Below are 21,888 nucleotides of genomic sequence, written 5' to 3'. Positions count from 1 at the left end.
ATTAATTATAAGACTCTACGCGTTATACAGCTTATCCTCTACGAATACTACGCATGTTCTGAGCTAGAATCTTCTTTCTGAGGCGAATTTCCTTCGGAGTGATTTCAATCCACTCGTCTTCATCAATCCACTCTAAGCATTTTTCTAAGCTCATCTCACGTACACCCTTAAGGGCCACGAGGATTTCTGCTCCCGATGCTCTTACGTTTGTGAGTTTCTTTTCTCTCACTGCATTTACGTTAAGATCGTTATCTTTGTTGAATTCCCCGATGATCATACCTTCGTAAACATCCACTCCTGGCTTTACGAACATCATCCCACGATCCTCCAGTCCTTGAAGAGCATATTCCGTCACAGTTCCCGTACGATCAGAAATCATCGCACCAGCAGTTCTATGAACCATATCACCTTTCCAAGGAGTCATCCCGATAACGATTGAGCTCATGATACCTTCACCGCGAGTTGCAGTTAAATATTTAGATCTCATTCCAAGTAATCCACGAGTAGGAACATCAAATTCCAAACGAACACGTTGTTTCACACCAGTTGAAGAAGAATAGCTACCGGCATTTTCGTAAGAAACTAAAACGCCTTTTCTTTCTTGGAACATTCTTGTTACATCAGATGCGTAATCTTCAGGTAAATCTAAATTTAGTCTTTCTAACGGCTCATGTTTTACGCCGTCTATCATTTCAGTTAACACGATAGGTTTACCTACCATGATTTCAACGCCTTCTCTTCTCATTTGCTCAATAAGAATAGAGAACTGAAGTTCACCGCGACCAAAAATTCTAAATTGATCTGGAACTTCTGTCTCGCCGAATTTAATCGCAACGTTGTGACGAACTTCTCTTAATAATCTTTCTCTTAATTTTCTAGATTGTACAGCTTCACCATCTCGACCAGAGAATGGAGAAGTGTTCACTGAGAACACCATAGCAAGTGTTGGGGCTGTAACATGAATTCTCTCTAGTGGTTTTGTATTTGGATCTTGAGTTAATGTATCCCCGATTTGGAATTCATCGCTACCCGCAACAGCAACGATGTCACCGCCTTGAACAACTTCTGCATCAACTTGTTTTAATCCATTGTAAGTGAAAATCTTTAAAGCCTTGAATTTTTCATCTAAAGGTTCACCTTTTGAGTTAATACCTTTTCTGTACATTTGATCTGTAGCTTTAATTTGACCAGCCGTGATTCTCCCGATCGCTAGACGACCAACAAAATCATTCCATCCAATGTTTGAAATCAACATTTGGAATGGAGCTTTAAGATCAACTTTAGCTGGAGCAATTTCAGAAAGAATTGCTTTGAAAAGTGGTTCTAGTGAACCTTTTTTTCTGCCTTCGATTAAGTCTTCCACTTCATCAAAGTTCTCTGTTGCCCAACCGTAACGAGCGCATGCGTATAAAATTTTGAATTCTGCTTGAGCATCAGTTGCACCTAAATCGATGAATAGATCGAAAGTTTGATCCACGATCTCTTGAACTCTAGTAGTACCACGACATTCTGGACGATCCACTTTGTTTACAACGAGAATTACTTTTTGGCCTCTCTGAAGAGCTTTTTGCAATACGAAACGAGTTTGTGGAAGCGGGCCTTCAGCTCCGTCTACCAAAAGACAAGCGCCGTCTACCATTCCTAAAATTCTTTCCACTTCTCCACCGAAGTCAGCATGTCCGGGAGTATCAACGATATTGATTTTTGTATCGCCTTTTTTGATCGCCGCATTCTTTGCAGAAATCGTGATCCCTCTTTCTCTTTCAAGATCCATAGAATCCATTACTCTATCATCGAGTTGTTCGCGTGCGCCGAACGTATCTGACTGTTTTAACAAATGGTCAACAAGTGTAGTTTTCCCGTGATCGACGTGAGCAATGATACAAATATTTCTTAAATCCATGGTGGACTGTTCCTTTTATGCCTTACTAATTATTTAGTTAAGATCGTGATTTTTAAAGACTCTTTGTATAAACCGTGCGCGTCGGATAGGCAAAGGAAATCCCTTCCTTTTCAAAAAGACGGACTATTTCTAGATTAATTTCGTGCTCAATTTCTGGCCACGCCTGTTCTTCGGTAATGCGGATGTAATACCAAACCTCAAAATTAATGCTGGATTCGGCAAATTCTTTAAGAGTGATATGGTCTACACTCGTGTTTTTTCTAGAGAAAATTGCTTCGCGGACAACTTCCGGGACTTTTTTCAAGATCTCAAAAGGAGTTTCATAAGTGACCCCCAACAGCATACTGACACGTCTTTCCTGCAGGTCACCATAGTTTTGAATTGTGGATTTAAGTATCTCATTGTTAGAAAACACGAGCTGCTCGCCTCTCTGCGAACGAATTCTAGTTGTCTTAAGCCCTACTTTTTCCACTCTGCCTATAAAGGTTCCGATCTGAATTACGTCGCCAACTTTAAAGGGCTTATCAAAAATAATGGCGAGTGAACCAAAGACATCGCCCAACACGTTTTGAAGAGCAAAGGCCACCGCAATACCACCGACCCCAAGACCCGCAATCAAGGCATTGATATTGAATCCCAGTTGATCAAGCATAACCAAGAGTATGATCGTATAGGCAGCAATCTTCCACATGAGTGAGAACACATTCATTGCTGTCGCTGAATCAGGATGCTGTTGAAGATATTTTTTTCCGTAAAGCTCTAGCGTATTGCTTGCCCAAATTAAAATCTGCCCGAAAGCCGCAATTATAAATAAGTATTTAGCAATACGGTCCACTCTTGGTGGCATAACTAAACTTATGATTGCAGGATAGAGAGCAATGAAAATCGCAACTAGAAAATTGAGTTTTGCAATATTTGAAAATAAAAATGATCTGAATGTAATCTCATCGTCTTTTTCTGAAAAATGTTTTTTATAGATCGTTTTTGCAATGAATTTAATAGCTCCACTGGCCAGAATAACGACTGCAAATATTATGGCAGCCCTCACCCAATCCACAAAAGGATTACCCCAAATAAGATCCCCGGTTGTGACTTGTGTGATTGTATTTACAACTTCGTTTTCCAAATTAATCTCCAAATGTAGAAATAAAAAAAGCCCTTAGACAATCTAAGAGCTTTTTTAATAATTTTCAAGACCAGCTAAATTGATGAAGAAAAAATTATTTTATGTAAACTTCGTACTTAAAGCTTCCGTCTGCGTCCCAGCAATTGTCTTGAGCTTTAACTACTTCATGATCCACGGTAGACAATACAGCTTTGATCAATTTTACATTGAAATCACAAGATTCATTGCCCTTAAGAACAACAGCTTTTCCGCCTTGTAGGTCATGAGAAAAATTAGCATCCACAGACACTGGCCATAATTGATCGTTATCAATTCCACCTGAACAATCTGTTGAAACTTCAGTTGCTCCGATAGCTGTTAAAACCTTAGCCATTTGAGCTTCGGCATAACTGCAAGAGTAGTAAGCTTTAGTGTTGTTATAATCAAAAGAAACTGATTTTTGTTCTGAGGCATTTGCACTGTTTGCGATGACTAAAGCCATAGCAAATAAAAATGATACGTAGTTCATAGATCCCCCTTAAAAGTGGTTTATTTTTCGGTCGGTTTATGTTTCGTTGAAAATTAAATTATCAAAACCAGCTCGTGTCAATAACGCGCTGGTTTGTGACAGGAATTTATTGATTTAGAACGTAAGCAAATACCAATGGAGCCACGATCGAAGCATCCGATTCGATAATGAACTTCGGAGTTTCCTTAGAAAGCTTGCCCCAAGTGATTTTCTCGTTCGGCACCGCACCTGAGTACGAACCATAACTCGTCGTAGAATCACTGATTTGACAGAAGTAACCCCAACGTCTCACATCTTTTTCCAGATCTTGTTGGATCATTGGAACAACACAAATTGGGAAGTCACCCGCAATACCGCCACCGATTTGGAAGAATCCGATAGAGTGTTTTTTCTCAACTTCTTGGTACCACTTTGAAAGGTAAATCATGTAATCGATTCCCGTTTTCATAACTGTGCGATCTACTTTTCCTTCGATGATACGACCCGCAAAGATATTTCCGATCGTAGAATCTTCCCAGCCCGGAACGATGATTGGCAGATTTTTTTCTGCCGCCGCAAGCAACCAAGAATTTTTAGGATCAATTTGGTAAAATTCTTTTAGCGAACCTTCGAGAAGAATTTGGTAAAAGAATTCATGCGGTAGGAATGATTTTTTTTCTTTGGAGTATTCTGCCCATTTTGCCAGAATCACTTTTTCGACTCTACGAATAGCTTCGCCTTCAGGAATACAAGTGTCTGTCACACGATTCAAATGTCTTTCTAAAAGCGCTTCTTCATCTGCTGCCGTCAATTCTCTATAATTGGGAACTCTCACGTAATGTTCATGCGCAACTAAGTTAAAAACATCTTCTTCAAGGTTTGCACCGGTGCAAGAAATTGCGTGAACTTTGTCCTGTCTAATCATTTCAGCAAGTGACAATCCAAGTTCTGCCGTACTCATTGCACCCGCAAGAGTCACAAACATTTTTCCGCCGCTGTTAAGGTGATCTTTGTAACCGTTCGCTGCATCTTTTAAGGCCGCAGCATTAAAGTGTCTGTAATGGTGGTCGATAAATTGGCTAATTGGGCCGACGTTTGTGTGTGCTTTTGTTTGAGTTGGCATTGTGAGGCTCTCCTAATATTTTCAGCTATTTATATGTAAAATTGTCTCTTTTGCAAAAGAAATTCACCCTAACCAAATAAAAAGTTATGGGTGGTATTTGAGAATGTAATTAAGTGCCTGAAACAACATATCTTTTTTTCCATTTGAGGAGCAATTATTGAGTAAAAACACACATCTCCTGTATGTTCTATCTCGGGTAATGAGAGTGCAAGTGGGTACTGACTCTCGGTTCTGAATAACAATCGTGGGGTACGATTTATGAGATGGGGTCTAGAATCTCTGGGTATAATGCTAATTCGAATAGTCATCGCACTGGGAGCAATTTCGATTGCTGCGCCTGAGATGGCATTTGCTAGTGATTGGGATTCTACGAATCTCAGTACGAGCTCCCTTGAAGAGTACGTTAACACCGAAAGATGCTACAAGAATCCTGATGAGTTTCTAGGTTGTATCGCAGCGATGAACTCTCTTCTGAGAGAGAAGAACAAAGTCCTTTCCAACAATCAAATCAAAAACCTAGCTTCGATGAAGCAGACCGTGCTCCAAATAGGACCAATTTTAATAAAAAATTATGAAGCCCCCCTTGTGGACTTCAAAAGCGCTGATTCTTGGGAAAAATTTAAAGTAACAAATATTCAAATCAATAATTCATGGAAGCAATTCTATTTTTCTACAATACATTATCGCCTTAATATCGATCAACTCCTCAAGGAAACAATCGCCCTCTCGCAAATCAATAATAATAAAGCTAAAATTGGAAAGGCTATAAATGCTTTCTACAGCGCATCTTTAGACCCGCACACGTATATTCTGCCAAAAGTAACTTGGGATGCAACTTACGCCAAAAGCGAAGAAAAACTAATTGGTGCCGGAGTTTATGTTAAAAAATTAAATGAACAATACATTTTACAACCGATGGAAGATGGCTCTGCAGAAAGAAGCGGGATTAAAAATTTAGATGCTCTTTTGAAAGTTGACGGAAGAGATGTGTCTAATCTCGGCCAAGAAGAAGTTGTTGCTCTTATCAGAGGCGTTGAGAATACAACCGTTACACTCACTGTAGAAAGAAAAAAGCAACCCGTTGATATCCAAGTTGTAAGAACAGCCTATCAACTTAAAAATATTCATTCAAAAATTTTATCTGATCCTCTTATGCCTCATAAAAAAATTGGTTACATTAAAATTGCAAGATTTAACGTTACGGGAGTGTGCACGCAGTTCATTAACGCTGCTACAAATCTTAGACGTCAAGGGGCAGAAGTCCTTATTTTAGACCTAAGAAGTAATGGGGGAGGATCTGTCAGTGAGGCCGTATGCATTGCAGAAATGTATATAGATAAGAATAAAATAATTGTTACGAAGAGAGATCCTGCTACTGGAGAAGTGATTAAAGAGGCTGGCCTTCATAAGTCAACGAAGGATGCGCCACTTTTTAATTTGTACGGAAAAAAACCTCTCTATATACTTCAAAATGCGGATTCCGCTTCAGCGTCGGAACTTCTTGCCGGTTCGCTTGTGACTTACGGAAGAGCTATCGTGATTGGGGAGAGAAGTTTTGGAAAAGGTACATTACAGCGTTCTCAAAATTCTTTTGTCACCCGCATATTTACAGGAATGATGATGATGAAAACTGTAGCTAGATTCCATTTTGCTAATGGAACTTCAAATCAGCTTCACGGCATTCAGCCAGACATTTTAGTACACTCAAAGCCAGATGCAAAAAGCGCTGATTACTTTGCTTTAAGAGAAGCCGATCTTTATCCTAATGTGATTGTCGCGGCGAAAGCACCCGTAACGTTTCCTAAATTTGCCATAGACAAAATCAATTTGTGCATTAAAACAAGAAATATGCTTTCCACTGAATATTCAAATCCTTCTTCAGAAGTAGCACTAGATTACCAACTTCTTGTGGCACGCGAAGCGGCTAGCTGCTCTTTCGGTAGAGAGTAAATAAAAATACTTTATAAGCCGCATTCACATCCGTTATTTAATATACGAAAAAGCGTATCATTTTTTCTAACACTCAATCGGGTATTGTGGAAATGTTCATAACTTCGTAAGTTCGCAAAAGATAAATAGAAAAAAAGTTTTCGTGGGGAAAGCTTTATATTTATAAGGTGCGTGGGGTACTGGGAATGAACTTAGGGGTAATAGATACTATTCAAATATTCGTAATAAGATTAATGATCACCTTGGCTGCAATGACAGTGGCCTCTTCAGAAATGGCCTTTGCCGAGGAAGAAGCTCCAGATTATTTCGCGACTCACTCCCAGCTGAATGATCAGAATGTAAGAAATCTTTTGTCTCAAGAAAGATGTTACGCAAACGAGCAGGCATTCTTAGGGTGTATCCTAGCGGTAAATACTCTTTTAAATAATGCAGATGTTCCCATGATTTTTACAAATTATAGAACTCAAAAACTACCGGAAATAGGAGAGGTTGTAAAAGCAGTAGAAAATATTCAGCTTCAAAAAATCAACACCCTATTCAAACCTGATTCAAATAAAACTCCTGTTCAACTCGCCAAAGAAAACGATCTCGCCACCAAACAAAGTCATCAAGCATGGAGAGCTCTTTTTGCCGAAACTCAAAACGATCCGGTTTCTTTTGCCGCATTATTGAACGAAGCTTTAGCTCAAAAAATTTCTAAGTATCGTGGTCAAGTTTTGGCCATGGCCATCAATTCATATCTCAATAGCGCAGTTGATCCCCACACCAATCTCTGGTCCATAAAAGAAACCGAAGAAATGATGAACACAAAAGAAGAAACCTTCACAGGGATTGGCTCGCAACTTTCATTTAATCGTGAATTGAAGATTGAACTTTATCCTATGGAAGAAAGCCCATCTCTTGCGGCAGGGGTAAGAAAAAAAGATATTCTCACGCACATCAACGGGAGGGCTGTTCAACCTAAAGACCGTGAAGAATTTAATAACATAATTGATTTATTATTAGGAGAAGAGAACACCTCCGTTTCCATTACTGTTTTAAGAGCCGGTAAAAGAATTGAGCTCACCATCACTCGTCGTCCCATATCTATAAAAATTCTTGATGGAAAAATAATTACTAACTCTAGGACCAAGCAAAAGATTGGCCACATTCGTCTTCATTCCTTTATGCAAAAAGATCTCTGCAAAGACTTTGTAACCTTAGCAAAAGATTTACATTCGCAAGGGGCGGAATCTTTAATTTTAGATGTTCGCGGTAATGCAGGCGGGGATCTCAGAGAAGTTCTATGTATGGTTTCAAGTTTTGTAGAAGTTAATCAAAATCTTTTATTGTTTCAAGATCCCCAAACCAATTTATTGATAAATTCTGTTAAAAATAACAGTATGGCCATTGCAACCAGACAAATGTTGTACGCTCCACAAGCCGAGGAGCTGTACAATCTATTCAACAAAAAACCTCTTGTTGTTTTACAAGATGCACGTTCTGGTTCAGCTTCGGAATTATTGCCTGGAGCTCTTCAATCTTACGGTAGAGTTGTCACCGTTGGCGTAAGATCTTACGGCAAGGGAACCATGCAACAGGGACCTACAGACCCTAGAACTGTGGGGCTTGATGAAATCGAAGGAACTCAACTCTTGAGTACAGCGGCGAGATTTCACTTTGCTGATGGCAGCACAAATCAAATCACCGGTATCTTGCCAGACTTTGAAGTCTACGCAAATCCAAATCCTACAGAAGAAGATCTGTATGCGAGAAGAGAAGCTGATCTTTATACCAATGCTGTTCACGCAGGAATTAAAAAACCAAAAGGTATTTCTACTGAGACTAAAGCCCGCATCACTAACTGTATGAATATCAATACCAATATTGCAGGTGAATACACAAAGGATGAGCAATCCGCACTGGGAGCAGACTACCAACTTCTGACAGCGAAAGCTGTCGCAAGCTGCCTCTAACGGAAGCGTAACTTAGCCCTAACATAAGACTAACACCTCCTCATAAAAATTTCCGATTAGTATAATAGGAAAAGAGGGGGTTTTTATGAAAGCTACAGCTCTGAACGTCATTCAAAAGACCAAGGACATCGTCGACTTCCGCAGCCAATTACTGAATCTCAAGCTCAAATCCTTCCAACCAAAAATCAACTTCAAATTAGAACTGGGCGACTACATTGTTAAGACCGCCGAAACAAAACAAGAACTCGAACAAATTCTAAAACTCCGATACCAAGTCTTTATCAAAGAAGGTCTGGGTAAAAGAAAATTTATGGGAGTTGATTTTGATCGTTATGATCTTATTGCTGATCATATTGTTGTTAAAAATAAAATCACCAACGAAGTCATCGGTACCTACCGTCTTCTTTGCTCAACATTCACTGATGACTTCTATTCTCAAAATGAATTCACGCTTCAAAAATTTTTAAGTTCTCCGGGAATTAAATTAGAACTCGGAAGAGCCTGCACACATAGATTTTTCAGAAATGGAATCACTCTCAATCTCATTTGGAAAGGAATAGGAGAATATGCAAAAAAAACAAATGCAGATTATCTATTCGGGTGTGCTAGTGTTAAAACTATTGATCCTGGCCTTTCTATGGTTATCTTCCAGTCTTTAAAAGAGCATCACTCCTTTGACTACGAGATTCATCCCACATCTGACTTTCAATTTGAAAAATTTGATTTTAAGCCTGGTTATTTTAAATCTGAATTGGTCGAAGAAAAAATTCCTTCACTCCTAAAGTCTTATATCAAAGCCGGAGCAAAGATTCATGGCTATCCTGCTGTAGATTATGACTTTGATTGTATAGATTTTTTAACGGTGCTTGATTTAAGAACCATCAACGAAAGATTTAAGGCTAGATACTTTTAATGAAGAAGATAGTTCAAGGCCTAAAATTCATTTCGTTTTTGAGTTTAATGGTTATCTACATTGTCCACAGCTTTATCCTCTCTATGATATACAGAGACATTTGGATTTTCAGATCCAAAATCATTTATGTCATGAGCTGGTACAGCTCTCTCGCTTTGCGATTAGCCGGAGTTCGAGTCAAAAAATATGGAATGACCAACGATATGAAATTTCTAGTTTCAAATCACCTCTCTTACTTAGACATTTTAATTTTATGTTCTCAGTTTCCATCCACTTTTGTGACTTCCGTTGAAATTAGAGAAATTCCAGTTCTAGGTCTGATCACAAAACTCGGTGGCTGTCTTTATGTTGAACGAAGAAATAAAAGCAATCTTTCAAATGAAATCAAAGAACTCACTACTGCTTTACAAAAAAATATTCCTGTTGCTATCTTTCCCGAAGCTACAAGCACCAATGCAGAATCTGTTTTGAGATTTAAGAAACCACTCTTCCAGGCCTCACTAGATTCTCATGTTCCCGTCTCTCCTGTTTGCATCAATTATCTCAAAATCGACGGAAAACTCTTTGATACTGGCAATAGAGATTTCGTTTGCTGGTATGGAGATATGGACTTTCTCGCACACTTATGGGAATTGATGGGCAAGAGAAACGTTTTGGTGGAGTTGAGATTATTAAATGAAATCCAAGCTGCAGAGCCTATTTTGCTAGCAGAAGAATCTCATCGCAGAATCCAACAGAACTTTATCGGGCTAAATCCCACCGTCACGACTGCTCATTGACTTGGTTGTCTTAGTTCTCTTATTCTAAAAGCTATGAAGCCAATTGAAACCTCATTTACAAAGTTGTTAAATATTAAATATCCGATCATTGGCGCGCCAATGTTTTTGGTCTCCAACGAAGACATGGTCGTGAACACTTCAGAAGCTGGAGCCATCGGCGCCTTTCCTGCTTTGAATTATCGTCCAATTGAAAATTATAAAAAAGCTTTAGAAAATATTAAGTCACGTACTAAAAAATCCATTTGCGTCAATGTGATTGTGAATAAAAGCAATACGAGGCAAGGCGAAGATTTGAAAATTGCTTTGGATCTTGGAGTAGAAATGTTCATTACATCTCTCGGCACTCCAAAAGATGTCATCAAGGATGCTCACAAAAACGGTGCAAAAGTATTCAGTGATGTAACAAATCTCGAACACGCTTTGAAAGTTCAAGATCTGGGCGCTGACGGTGTGATCGCCGTCGGAAGTGGAGCTGGCGGACATGCAGGACCGATTTCTCCAGTGGTCTTAATTCCTTGGCTAAAAGAAAAATTAAAAATTCCAATAATTGCCGCTGGAGGAGTTGCTACAGGATCCGGAATGGCCGCGATGTTGGCGTTGGGTGCTGATGGCGTAAGCGTGGGAACAAAGTTTATCACTTCAAAAGAAGCAAAGGTTGATCAGAATTACAAAAAAGCAATTCTAGACAGTACACCAGAAGACATTGTTCTCAATTCTAGAATTTCTGGAACTCCCGCAAATGTTATCAATACCGATTACGTAAAAAAAATGGGAGCAGAGCTGCCTTTCCTTGTTGAAATACTAAAGAAACATCCACTGACAAAAAAATTCGTTGTTCCATTAGTTCATCTTGCGGGGATGAAAACTCTTGAGAATGCAGCCAATAAACCCACATGGAAAACAGTTTGGGGAGCAGGTCAAGGTGTGGGACTTATTCATGAAATTCTATCCTGCGAAGAAATTGTTCACCAACTTGTAAATGAATACTACGAATCACTGAAAGGAATGCCAGGTTATGGGTCTTAAAATTGATCTTTTTAAAATTACAAAGAAAGTCAAAAACAAAAAATTAGCGAATCTTTTCTTGGATAATGCTTTAAAACTCGTAATTCCATTCAATATGGGAATGGGTATGAAAATCAAATCTGTAAAGCCAGATGAAACACAAATTCAATCTCTTCCCGTGTATCGCAGAAAAAATCACGTTGGAACGGCCCACGCAATTTCTCAGGCCTTGTTGATTGAATATACCGCAGGTCTTTTGATTGCGACGAAGTACAGTTTCGAAAATTATAGACTTATACTCACCAATCTTGCCATTACTTATCACAAACCGGGCAAAGGAATCTTAACCGGTACATGCCATGTGCCGGACACATGGCCGGACCTAAAAGAAGGTGAGATGTTTATCGATATGACGACAAAAGTTCATAACGAAAAAAATGAACTCGTATCCGAAGGCAAAACAACTTGGCAGTTAAAGTCTTGGAAAAATACCAAGACTAAAAAAAATTAATCTACGCTGACTTTTGCAGTACCGCCACATTCAGGATCACTCTTAAGCTCATTATCACTAGAGAGACCTTCCACTAAAGTGAATTGGACGCTGAGTTTTCCAACTGGAGGCATCAGCATAACTGCCTTTGGTTTTATTTTTGACTTTGAAATCGCTGCAGGAGTGAATTTTTCGTATCTCTTTACTAGCGTAGTTATTATTTCTTTTTTTTGAGCGTCCGTCACCGCACCTTCAAACTCTCTTTTGATCATAGTCACTTTCCATTTTTGCTTTGATGGAGGCCCCATCAACATGATCACCACATTGGTCTTGTTGCCATTTTCTGTAATGAATTTTCCGCCCACAGCATCTATCTGACATGAGGCTTTTACATTTTGTAAAAATTTAAGCCCTTCATTATCAAATTTTCCAGAAAGATACGGCGCCGCCTTTAAAAGGTCTTCATCCGATCCTCGGTACTTCTTTTTTACTTTTTTTAAAGCTCTCTGCCCCTCGTCTCTAATTTTAGCCGGCTCCCACTTGACCTTTTGCAACGCTACCAAATCATCACCAAGACAGACATCACTCATACAAGGATATCCATTCTTTTCATAGTTTTCCGCGTACGCAGAAGAAAAGGCGAAAGCACTACCAACAAGTAATATAAAAACGATTTTCATTAAATTCTCCAATCTTTAATTTGTTCTACAATCCATTTTGAATCATCTATTGCAATATCATGTCCCGCTGAAGGATGAATTTTTATAGGCGCTTTGAATTTTTCGGCTATTTGTACCGAGCATTCATAGTTCACCATTCGATCTGCTCTAGAAGTTAAAACCAGCATAGGAATCTTAATTCTTGAAGGCAATTCGAACAGCGACGCCGCCGTAATTTGGTTCACTGCTGTGAGTTTTGAAAAATTATTTTTCTGAGCAATTTTTATCCAACTGTCGATGACTTTTAAATCATTTTTTCTTAAATTTAAAACCATATCAATGATTTTCTTTTCTCTTTTGACCAGGTCTTTTTCTAAAAAACATTCTGCGACCACGGCAAGAGAAGGAAGGGTTAGTCTCTTCCAGAGTGGAGCACTTCTCGCACTACTGTTCATAACTACTATTTTTTTAAAATCATTGGGATAATCGTGAGCCCATTGCATCGCAATCATTCCGCCCAAAGAAATCCCCAAGATTCCCCACTCCTCATCGCCTTTGTCTTGCAAGTGAATCGCAAGACGAGATCTAAGATCTTCAACGGCTTGCTTAATACTTGGAATGAAAATCCTAGAACTCTCTGTTCCCACTCCCGGAAGATCCAAACAAAGTACGCGATCAACACCTTCTTGTGCTTCAAGATCCTTGGGAAAATCTCCCCAGTGATCTGCTTCTCTCATTAACCCGCGAAGTAATAACCAATTCATATTTTATCCATTTTTGATCTTATCTTAAGACCAATTTTTATAGTTAGCCGTTGATCTTAGAAAGAAATCCAATAGTACATAATGCCTTCTCATAATTCTTTTATAACGATGAGGCAAAATAGGATTGAAAGCCCCCAACATAGAAAACAACTGTCGAGGATTTTTCTTGATCCACATCCAAGATCCCATCTCTAAGCACCAAGGAATGTACGTCTTTTTATTCTGATTCTTGCTGTAATGTTCGTCAAAGAGATAATCCCAAAGATCTCCATGAGTCGTGTAACTCAAAGCTTGCGGCTCAATAAGATAAATATGATTGGGAAAAGCACTTTCAAATAATTTCTGAAACTTTTTAGTTTCACCAACCAAAGGAAAGTCTTTGGTTGTTTTCGCATAAGGATACCAAAGTCGATCTTTTGTTCCAAATCCTGAATGAATATCCAAAGACAAACTGAAATTCGACTCAAACATTTCATTTCTAACAAACTCAATAAGAGTTTTGCTTTCGAGCTCTAGATTCCCAGACTCACCTCTAAACCACGGAAGCTTATTAGAATACCTTTGTCCACCAACTAAAAATGGAGGTTTGCTTTCTGCCTCAACGGGTGCATTTCTCATCAGATCTACACCGTTGGAATTGCTTCTTCTAAAATGGTGAATTCCCCAGGGATTGATCATAGGAATCGAAACCAGTCTACAATTCGAAAATCTCTTTTGGAGTTCAGAGTCCCACTCGAGTTGATTCACGAGAGACTCCAAATGATGAAGCGCCACATGAGTGCCAACTTTTTCTAATCCATGCACTCCGCCAAATATACCAAAGGTCGGCGCAGTTTTATCTTGAGAGCCAATAACAAAGCCATGAATAGGATATGTCTCTCCTTTGACTTTTACTTCAGAAAGTATTTCGGATCTAATCAGTGACGATTGGATTTTCGAAAGATCTGTTATCCGTTGAAGCTCAGGAAACTTGAACATAGAGATATTATGTGACAAATCCTTCAGGATGAAAAGTCATGACGCTTAGGACAGGCCTTTAATAACATCAAGAATTTTTTCTGATCGATATTTGAATATTTTTTTAACATCATTATCGACTTTCGGCCCAGCAAAGGTTTTGCCCAGCCCGCTCATTGGAACTTTATAACGAATAGTATCCTTGACCAATGTGCCTTCCCCTAAGGCAATGAAGTCATGCGTGTGATGCCATTTTGAATATGGACCTTTCACCTGGTTATCGATGAATGATTTGTTTTTTTGCATATCGAGTATTTCAGTTTGCCATCCAAACGGAATTCCATAGAGCTTAAGCTGATAATTAACGATCGTACCTTTCTGGATTTGGTCCGTGCTTTTGTTTAAAACTTTAAAATTAAGCCACGGTGGAGTCAGTTCTTCTAAATTCTTTTCATCTTGAAAATACGGAAAAAGCCTTTCTTTCGAAATCGGCAACCACTGCTCAAAGATCACCTTCTTTTCAAAGGCATCTAAAGATTCCACCGTAGATTTTAGCGCTTCGGACACTGTTGAATACTTGTAAGTAAAACCCTGCTCGGATGCTTTTTCGCTTTGCACTTTTTGACTAGCGAATACGACCTGCGACATTTCACCAAAGAGAACTTTAACCGCAAGCTTTGGTACTGGTAAAAATAACTTTTTATTAAATCTTGCCGCTAATTTTTCTGAAAACTCTTTGTTTGTTACGGGATTTGGAGAAACTGCATTATAGACACCTTTGACAGAATCATTTTCAATGGCCCAGCCAATCATGTTCACAAGATCTTCAACATGAATCCAACTGACCCACATTTTTCCATCACCAATCATTCCACCAACGCCAGCTTGAAAAGGTGGAACCATCTGTGCCAGCGCTCCTTCACCTTCGCCCAAGACCATTCCCAGTCTTAGTATTACGCATTTTGTTTTTGGAGATTCTTCTTTTATTTTTAGAGCAGCTCTTTCCCACTCAACACAGACTCGAGTGAGAAATCCAGAACCAGATTCAGACTCCTCGGTTAGCTTTTCGTCATCCCGATCGCCGTAGTATCCAATAGCCGATGATGAAATAAATGATTTTAGATCTGAGTTTTTAAAAATTTTCACTAATCTATTTGTGGTATCAACCCTGGAATTCAAAATTTCTCTTTTTATTTTGTCATTCCATCTTTGAGCTACGGGTTCGCCAGCTAAATTGACCACCGAATGAATTTCAATTTTTTTATTATTAATAATATCTGAGAGGTCATTCCAATCCAAAAAGGTGCACGGATAAGGCAGTATTGGTTTTTTCTTTTTATCTCGAACAAGAGTAAATACCTTGTATCCATTTTTAACGAGATTGAATCCTAACTTCTTTCCAACAAATCCCGTTCCACCCGTAACTAATATGTTCATAATGTATTTATCCTTTTGTTGAACTATATATAAACTATCTATATAATTCAATCCTCATCGAGGATCATGTGAAGAAAGAAACAAAAAATCCATTACAGAAAATTAAAAGTGGCAGACTCACTCGCACACTTGATTTTGTTAGTATGATTGCATCATCTGGTCAGAAAGCACTGAGTTACAAGATCCAATCAAAAATGACTAATATTTCTAAAGAAACTCTCGCCATTGAACTCTTAAAAAAACAAATCTACATCATTACAGAAAAATTTGGAAACCTCAAAGGTGGCTTAATGAAGGTAGGCCAAATGCTCTCTGTTTATGGAGAATATTTTTTGCCGGCCGACGTGAATGTTATTCTCAAAAATCTCCAAGCACAATCCACTCCATTTGAGTGGGCCATTCTCAAAAAAGTTTTGTCAGATAGAATTGGTGTCTCTGCCCTAGAGGAACTGGAGATTGATCCCGTGGCAACTGCCAGCGCTTCTCTAGGACAAGTTCACAAGGCAAAAATTAAAAGCACAGGTGAAGTGATTGCTCTCAAAATCCAATACCCCGATGTGGATAAAGCTGTAAAAAACGACCTTAAAGCACTGAAAAGTATTTTAAAAGTTGCCGACTTATTTCCACAGATATCACATCTGGATTTGCTGTTTGATGAGGTTCAAAGCATGCTCTATCAAGAGCTTGATTACCTTAATGAAATGAAATGGACCAATCAATTCAGACAGGCTTTGCAAGGCGATTCCAGATATATAGTTCCCAAAACTTACCCTGATTATACCAACACCAAGGTCATTGCCACTTCGTTTGAAACAGGAGTGAATGTAGACTCACCCGAGGTTCTCGGTCTTTCTCAAGAACGTAGGAATCAGATAGCCCTTGCGGCTCTGGATTTGTATTTTAAAGAGTTATTTCAACTAGGTTTTGTGCAGACAGATCCTCATATTGGAAATTACAAAATTCAATTGAATGCCCAGCAAGATAAAATCATTCTCTTTGATTTCGGAGCTGTTAGAGAGTTTTCGGATGATTTTTTAACGAATTATCGAGGTCTAATAAAATCTGCTCTTAATAAAGACTACAAAGGCTTAGAGGAGTTTTCTTTAAAACTCAAGTTCACAGAAAAAAATGACCCACAAAAACTCAAAGACTCTTTTTATCAATTTTGCAATCTAATGGTCGAACCTTTCACTCAAGATGTATATGATTGGGGAAACACAGATTTACCTAAGAGACTCACAAAAATGGTTGCCGAGGTGATCATGGAGTTCAAAGTTCGTACTCCGCCTAGAGAGGTTGTCTTTTTAGATAGAAAGACAACTGGCGTATTCATATTCTTGTCTATTCTGAAAGCAAAAATCTCTGCTAGAGATTTGCTAGAAAAATATCTTTAGTAAGATTCGAGTACCTAGAGTCAAAGTAATAAAAATCAATATTTTGTTTTTTTAGATCTTCCAATATTGCTTCTTGTTTTCTCTCACAAGAGAGCCTGGTTTTCCAAGAAGACAGCTGCTCTTTTCGATGGAGATCGCTATTTGCAATCTTAGCTAGTTTTTCTTTTACAACTGAAGGAAAAAGATGCTGACCACTTGCTACTTCCCAGAGGTCAATTTTAGATTTTAGCTCTTCCTTACGATCCCACAAATGATATGTCTGTTTTTCGATCTGCTGTGTGAACACAGGATGGGCCGCCACCGAAACGGCTCCTTGATTTCTAGCTTCACTTAAAACTTGATCAATTTCTAAATCCGCGGGAATAAATTTACTAATGCCCAAAATTAGAATGTGAGCAGATCTATGGTTGAGTAATGAATTTTTAGTGATTTCAACTCCTGGAATAACAATCATATTGTACAACTTTTTGGCTCTTTCCGCCTCTTCATGAATCAACTCAAGGTAGTAATCAAAATTTGCTTCCTTGAGAGTCTTATCGAGATATTTTGCGGCTTTTCCCAGAAAGGTTTTTTGCTCGCAAAGATGATCCGTGATTGCAATGGCGCCAAATCCTAACCTTCCATACATGTCGACAAGTTGTCTCATCGAGAGTGACCCGTCGCTTAGATTTGTGTGCATGTGAAAATCTGCCAGCATATATACATTATCGAGCAAAACTCTCTTCCTAGGGGTTATAGCTTGGTTAAATTTGTGTCAGAAATTTGTGTGTAATTTGACCGAAAGTAGGTTGACTGAACAACCCCTTCGGAGGAATTATTAACGGCGTATCAACAAAGGAGCATCTATGGCAAAATCATTAGAAGAGGGAGACAAAGCCCCAGCCTTTAAGCTCAAAGATCAAGACGGAAATACCGTTTCTCTTTCAGACTTCAAAGGTCAAAATGTTGTTCTATATTTTTATCCAAAGGATCTCACGCCTGGATGTACTCAAGAAGCTTGTGACTTTAGAGATAACTTTGCTCGCCTTAAAAAAGGCAAGACCGCAGTACTCGGTGTGAGTAAAGATTCTGAAGCTCTCCATCAAAAATTTATAAAAAAGCACGACCTCAACTTTCCGCTACTTGCCGATGTGGATGGGAAAGCTTGCGAAGCCTACGGTGTCTGGAAAGAAAAATCCATGTACGGGAAAAAGTATATGGGAATCGAGAGAACTACTTTCATAATTGGATCTGATCAAAAAATCAAAAAAATCTATCCAAAAGTAAAGGTCAATGGCCACGTTGATCAAATTTTAGAAGATCTTAAAGGAATTTAATGGGAATCAGACTTGCGGCAATTGATGTTGGATCCAATGCAGTTCGATTTGAACTGGGCGAACTTGTTGATAAGAAACAAATTCAAGTGATTCACAACTACCGCGTCCCTATTCGCCTGGGTGACGATAGTTTTTCTAAAGGAAAAATTGGAGATAAAACTATAAAAGCTGTTCTCAAAGCCTTCATCGAATTCCAACAACTCATGATCAAATATGATGTGAAATACTACAAGGCTGTGGCAACAAGCGCACTGAGAGATGCAAAGAATAGTGAAGAGCTGGTCGATCTTATTTTTTCTACATCTCATATTCAACTCGATATCATTGATGGAAAAGAAGAAGCAAGGCTTGTTCACTTGAGTGTTTCTCACGTGGAAAATATCTCAAAGAAAAATGCATTACTCATTGATATCGGTGGCGGCAGCGTTGAGTTCATTATTTCTATTAATGGACAGCTGAAGAAATTCTACAGTCTAAATATGGGAACAATTCGCCTCCTCAATCGAGCCAAGAAAGCCAAAGCTAAAGATCTTAAAAAATATCTAGAAAAAGAAGTTAGAAAACACTTAGAACCTATACTTAAACACAAAAAATACTTCAATTGTCCTTATGACAAGAAGATTTTTATTGGTACCGGTGGAAACGTAAAATCATTGGGCAAACTGGGTGAAATGTTTAAAGGAAACAGCAAGAATGAGATTTCTGCATTTGAAATCGAAATTTTGGAAAAATTAATTTCAAGTTATTCCGTTCAAGAAAGAATTCAAAAATTGGGCCTAAAGCCAGACAGAGCTGACGTTATCCTACCTGCCACGATTATCATTCAAGAAATAATGAAAGCCATGGACTTTAAAAAAATTAGAGCGCCGAACGTGGGTGTTAAAGATGGTATTCTAATTCAGTTGGCTAAGTTTTAAGAATACTTTTTGGAGAATGAAGAGTGATGATTTTTGGAATTCTACTGAGCTCCAGGAGGCAGGCCCCACCCTTCTTCAGCTCAACAATGGATTTCTTCTGACCAACTATAGCTTGACCAATGAATCTACTCAAAGAAGGTTCATGTCCTATGATAGCTACAAAATTCTTCTTAGAATTTTTTAATTTTTTCAGTAGAGCCAAAGAATTACTCTCAGGTCTTAGCTCTTCAATGATTTTATAGTTTTTCTTAAATTTCTTTTTTAGAATATCTGCCGTTTCCGTCGCCCTAAGGAGTGAGCTAGAATAAAACTCTTGGACATCCGGATAAAGCTTCTTGTAGGACCTGCTCACTTTTTCGAATTCTTTTTTTCCCTTGCTCGTCAGAGGCCTTAAGTCATCATCGAAGGATTTAAAATCTTCTCGGTCTTGCGCGACAGCATGCCTAATAACAAGTACTTTCATAGCGATGTCCCGATTCTATTTTGCACATACGACTGATACTTCAGCAGTGCTTGTTTCATTAATAATTCTTGGGAACCTTCTAGCAAATCATTCTTGTCGCTGCGAAGATTATAATTCCCAGAAGAATCCATATCCCAAACCGAAACCTGATCTTGAAGATAGACTTCTAAAAGCTCATGGAGTTTGATTTTAGCATTGCGGTCATCGATGGGAGTTACAACTTCCACTCTATTGTTGAGGTTTCTCGACATCCAATCCGCAGAACCAATAAAGTATTTTCCTTGAACCTGATCTTCTTCACCATTTCTAAAATAGAAAATGCGAGAATGCTCCAAGAATCTTCCCAAAATAGAAGTCACATAAATATTCTTACTCAAATCTTTCTGTTGCGGCCTTAAGCAAGAAAAACCTCGAACTATCAATTGAATTTTCACACCTTCTTGAGAAGCATCATAAAGGGCTTTAATAATATCTTTATCTTCTAAGCTATTCATTTTTGCTATAATTTCAGCCGGTTTACCAGATTTTTGATTCTCAACTTCCGCTGCAATCATTTGTAAGAAAGAGTCTTTGAGCGTTACCGGCGCAACCAAGATTTTATTGTACTGAGTTTTAAGTGAACGGCCTGTCAAATAATGAAAAAGATCTGTTAAGTCTTTCGTAATATCAGTATTGCAAGTGAGTAAACCTACATCAGTGTAAAGCCTTGCCGTCACGGGATTGTAGTTTCCGGTTCCAATGTGTGCATAAACCTTAAAGTCCTCTTGTTCTTTTCTTACAATCAGAACAATCTTCGCATGAGTCTTAAGACCAGCGATTCCATAAACAACATGCACTCCGGCTTCTTCGAGAGTCTGTGCAAGATAGATATTTCTTTCTTCGTCCATTCTGGCTTGGAGCTCGATAAGGCACACCACTTGCTTGCCAGTTTCCGCGGCTTTGATCAAAGCTTCTACCAGAGCGCTATCTTCTGCGGTTCGATACAGTGTCATTTTAATAGCCATCACATTCGGATCGTTCGCTGCGGTTACAACAAGTCTCTCTACACTATTTGTGAATGATTCATAAGGATGATGGAGTAAAATATCGTTTTGCTTAATGGCATTAAAAATATTTTGGCCATTGTCTGCAAGCTGGGTCGGAGCTACTGGACTCCAAAGAGGATATTTGAGTTCTTGAATATTTTGTTTATATATGTTTTTTAAATCTTTAAATTCAAGACGCCCTGGATAAGGATAAACATCTTCCTCTTTCAATTCCAATTCTTCGAGGAGAAACTTTAAGAGCCAAGGATCCGGGTTGTTTCCATGTTCAAGCCTTACAATCTCTGTGTATTTTCTTTGACGAACTTCCTCTACGATTAGCTCCAAAAGATCTTCGGCGTCCTCGTCCCTATAGTCTTTGATGTCGATACTTCTCGTTACTCGAAAGGTCATCATGTTTTTGATTTCCATATTAGGAAAAAGCTCTTCCAAATGCTGAATAATAATATCAATCATACTGATAAATCTAAAATCTCTTTCGTTTTGACGAGGCTCGAGCCTGACCCACATTGGAAAAATTGGAGGAATCTTAATTCTTGTAAATAAAAGTTCTTCTTCTTGCGGATGCTTTAAAGAAACTGCAATCGAGGTCGAAAGATTAGAAATATGCGGAAACGGATGCGCTTGATCAACGGCCATTGGAGTTAGTACCGGAAAAATTTTATTTTTAAAAAGATCTGTCACCCAAGCTTTTTCTTTTGCATTTAAATTTCTCCAACGCAAGAGATGTACCCCATTGGCCTCAAGATCATTTTTTAAATCTTTATCTACAAAGGCATTTACCTGCTTGTTGAGTTCTAAAATTTTTACGCGGATTTGATCTATCTGTTCTTTGGGGGTTAAACCGTCTAGAGAGTAAGATTGCAGCCTGGCCTCGTGTAGTTTTTTTAAACCGGCGAGTCTTTTCATAAAAAACTCATCCATATTGGAGTGAAAGATATTAATGAAATTCACTTTTTCTAAAAGCGGAGTTCTTTTATTTAAGGCTTGATAGAGCACTCTTTCGTTAAACTTCAAGAGCCCCATTTCTCTATTCAGATATGGATTTACAGATTGAGGATGCGACATCTGCTGATATTAAAGGACCTGAGGTCTTTTTGCATCAAGGTTCTGGCACTCAAAGTCATCTCTAACTATTTTATAATGCTAGGTTTATATAAATTATTCGATGCGTTATAAAAAGCTTAAGGACCTAGACCGGATTGTT

20 protein-coding genes are annotated in these 21,888 nt (G+C 38.5%); 9 read left to right on the top strand and 11 right to left on the bottom strand.

Going from position 1 to position 21,888, the window contains the following annotated elements; translation table 11 throughout:
• Positions 1-31: 31 nt before the first annotated feature.
• The 4 genes from typA to V4596_08500 form a co-directional block, all read right to left on the bottom strand.
• Positions 32-1,903: a translational GTPase TypA gene (gene typA, locus V4596_08515; protein MES2769174.1), complete on the bottom strand. Its 1,872-nt coding sequence runs from the start codon at positions 1,901-1,903 to the stop codon at positions 32-34.
• A gap of 52 nt (positions 1,904-1,955) precedes the next feature.
• On the bottom strand, positions 1,956-3,029 hold the full coding sequence (locus V4596_08510) for a mechanosensitive ion channel family protein (GenBank protein ID MES2769173.1): 1,074 nt from the start codon (positions 3,027-3,029) through the stop codon (positions 1,956-1,958).
• Positions 3,030-3,123: 94 nt separating this feature from the next.
• Positions 3,124-3,537, bottom strand: a complete 414-nt coding sequence (locus V4596_08505) for a hypothetical protein (protein ID MES2769172.1) — start codon at positions 3,535-3,537, stop codon at positions 3,124-3,126.
• A 106-nt stretch (positions 3,538-3,643) separates the two neighbouring features.
• Complete coding sequence (locus V4596_08500) at positions 3,644-4,639, bottom strand: deoxyhypusine synthase family protein (GenBank protein MES2769171.1); 996 nt, start codon at positions 4,637-4,639, stop codon at positions 3,644-3,646.
• Positions 4,640-4,897: 258 nt separating this feature from the next.
• Between V4596_08500 and V4596_08495 the strand changes: the two genes are divergently transcribed.
• The 6 genes from V4596_08495 to V4596_08470 all read left to right on the top strand — a co-directional run bounded on the left by V4596_08495 (position 4,898) and on the right by V4596_08470 (position 11,752).
• On the top strand, positions 4,898-6,589 hold the full coding sequence (locus V4596_08495) for a S41 family peptidase (protein MES2769170.1): 1,692 nt from the start codon (positions 4,898-4,900) through the stop codon (positions 6,587-6,589).
• Positions 6,590-6,774: 185 nt separating this feature from the next.
• A complete protein-coding gene (locus V4596_08490) occupies positions 6,775-8,544 on the top strand; it encodes a S41 family peptidase (GenBank protein MES2769169.1) in 1,770 nt (589 codons plus the stop codon).
• Between the two features lie 85 nt (positions 8,545-8,629).
• A complete protein-coding gene (locus V4596_08485; GenBank protein MES2769168.1) occupies positions 8,630-9,457 on the top strand; it encodes a GNAT family N-acyltransferase in 828 nt (275 codons plus the stop codon).
• Positions 9,457-10,236 carry a 1-acyl-sn-glycerol-3-phosphate acyltransferase gene (locus tag V4596_08480; GenBank protein ID MES2769167.1) on the top strand — a complete coding sequence of 260 codons (780 nt, stop codon included), beginning with the start codon at positions 9,457-9,459 and terminating at the stop codon, positions 10,234-10,236. Before V4596_08485 ends, V4596_08480 begins: the two co-directional genes overlap by 1 nt.
• 33 nt (positions 10,237-10,269) lie before the next feature.
• Positions 10,270-11,262 carry a nitronate monooxygenase gene (locus V4596_08475; GenBank protein ID MES2769166.1) on the top strand — a complete coding sequence of 331 codons (993 nt, stop codon included), beginning with the start codon at positions 10,270-10,272 and terminating at the stop codon, positions 11,260-11,262.
• Positions 11,252-11,752: a DUF4442 domain-containing protein gene (locus tag V4596_08470; GenBank protein MES2769165.1), complete on the top strand. Its 501-nt coding sequence runs from the start codon at positions 11,252-11,254 to the stop codon at positions 11,750-11,752. Before V4596_08475 ends, V4596_08470 begins: the two co-directional genes overlap by 11 nt.
• Here V4596_08470 and V4596_08465 read toward each other — a convergent pair.
• From V4596_08465 to V4596_08450, 4 genes are read right to left on the bottom strand one after another with little or no spacing between them, the layout of a single operon-like run.
• Positions 11,749-12,411 carry a hypothetical protein gene (locus tag V4596_08465; GenBank protein ID MES2769164.1) on the bottom strand — a complete coding sequence of 221 codons (663 nt, stop codon included), beginning with the start codon at positions 12,409-12,411 and terminating at the stop codon, positions 11,749-11,751. The genes V4596_08470 and V4596_08465 overlap by 4 nt on opposite strands.
• Positions 12,411-13,154, bottom strand: a complete 744-nt coding sequence (locus tag V4596_08460; GenBank protein ID MES2769163.1) for an alpha/beta hydrolase — start codon at positions 13,152-13,154, stop codon at positions 12,411-12,413. Before V4596_08460 ends, V4596_08465 begins: the two co-directional genes overlap by 1 nt.
• A gap of 24 nt (positions 13,155-13,178) precedes the next feature.
• Complete coding sequence (locus V4596_08455; protein MES2769162.1) at positions 13,179-14,132, bottom strand: DUF2817 domain-containing protein; 954 nt, start codon at positions 14,130-14,132, stop codon at positions 13,179-13,181.
• 45 nt (positions 14,133-14,177) lie between these two features.
• Positions 14,178-15,548 (bottom strand): TIGR01777 family oxidoreductase, encoded by a 1,371-nt coding sequence (locus V4596_08450; GenBank protein ID MES2769161.1) that lies wholly within the window; start codon positions 15,546-15,548, stop codon positions 14,178-14,180.
• A gap of 68 nt (positions 15,549-15,616) precedes the next feature.
• On the opposite strand from V4596_08450, the gene V4596_08445 reads away from it, so the two are divergent.
• The gene (locus tag V4596_08445) at positions 15,617-16,942 is read left to right on the top strand and encodes an AarF/ABC1/UbiB kinase family protein (GenBank protein ID MES2769160.1); all 1,326 of its coding nucleotides are present in this window, start codon (positions 15,617-15,619) and stop codon (positions 16,940-16,942) included.
• On the opposite strand, the gene V4596_08440 is transcribed toward V4596_08445, so the two are convergent.
• A complete protein-coding gene (locus tag V4596_08440; GenBank protein ID MES2769159.1) occupies positions 16,914-17,621 on the bottom strand; it encodes a hypothetical protein in 708 nt (235 codons plus the stop codon). The genes V4596_08445 and V4596_08440 overlap by 29 nt on opposite strands.
• 166 nt (positions 17,622-17,787) lie before the next feature.
• Between V4596_08440 and bcp the strand changes: the two genes are divergently transcribed.
• A complete protein-coding gene (gene bcp / locus V4596_08435) occupies positions 17,788-18,258 on the top strand; it encodes a thioredoxin-dependent thiol peroxidase (GenBank protein ID MES2769158.1) in 471 nt (156 codons plus the stop codon).
• Positions 18,258-19,175, top strand: coding sequence for a hypothetical protein (locus V4596_08430; protein ID MES2769157.1), 918 nt, complete (start codon positions 18,258-18,260; stop codon positions 19,173-19,175). The genes bcp and V4596_08430 overlap by 1 nt, the downstream gene beginning before the upstream one ends.
• Here the strand turns inward: V4596_08430 and V4596_08425 are convergent.
• Together V4596_08425 and ppk1 are read right to left on the bottom strand one after the other, a co-directional pair.
• Positions 19,165-19,638: a histidine phosphatase family protein gene (locus V4596_08425; protein MES2769156.1), complete on the bottom strand. Its 474-nt coding sequence runs from the start codon at positions 19,636-19,638 to the stop codon at positions 19,165-19,167. The genes V4596_08430 and V4596_08425 overlap by 11 nt on opposite strands.
• Complete coding sequence (ppk1, locus tag V4596_08420) at positions 19,635-21,749, bottom strand: polyphosphate kinase 1 (GenBank protein MES2769155.1); 2,115 nt, start codon at positions 21,747-21,749, stop codon at positions 19,635-19,637. Before ppk1 ends, V4596_08425 begins: the two co-directional genes overlap by 4 nt.
• Positions 21,750-21,888 lie beyond the last annotated feature (139 nt).

It is taken from the genome of Bdellovibrionota bacterium, from assembly GCA_040386775.1.
Lineage (GTDB): Bacteria > Bdellovibrionota > Bdellovibrionia > Bdellovibrionales > JAEYZS01 > JAEYZS01.
Note: the sequence above shows the minus strand (reverse complement) of the source record. Positions and strands in the feature narration are given on the sequence as shown.